Here is a 513-nt window from a genome sequence, read left to right on the forward strand (position 1 = left end):
CTGTAGGCTCGCCCCAGGCCGCGGGGGTCAGAATGCGGTTCTGAAGTCGGACCGGGCGGGCGCGCGGCGGAACAGCAGGACCAGCAGCAGCACCGTGAAGACGGTGAAGGCAATGAAGGACCAATTGGCGATCGACAGGCCGAGGAAGGTCCAGTCGATCTGCGAGCAGTCGCCGGCGCCGCGGAAGATCATCGGCAGCGCGCGCTGCAGCGGAAAGGTCTCGATCATTCCGTAGATGTCGCGCCCGCACGAAACGACCTCGGGCGGGTGCCACTGGAGCCAGCTCTGGCTCGCCGCCGTGTAGGCGCCGCCCAGCGCAGCGACCAGCGCCAGCACGATGCCGACGATCCGCAACCCCTTACCGCCGCTGGCCGCGCCAAGCCCCGTGAAGATGGCCACCAGCAGCAGCGCATAGCGCTGCACGACGCACATCGGGCACGGCTCGAGGCCGACCACATGCTGCAGGTACAGGCCGAAGGCGAGCATCGCGATGCACGCCAGGCAGATCAATGC

1 protein-coding gene is annotated in these 513 nt (G+C 68.0%); it reads right to left on the reverse strand.

What is annotated here, in order from left to right; all coding sequences use genetic code 11:
• Positions 1-27: 27 nt before the first annotated feature.
• Positions 28-513: disulfide bond formation protein B (locus AC1DY5_RS58305; RefSeq protein WP_478123136.1), on the reverse strand; the 486-nt coding region annotated here is incomplete at its 5' end.

The sequence above is a fragment of the Variovorax sp. P4_D9 genome (assembly GCF_056401695.1).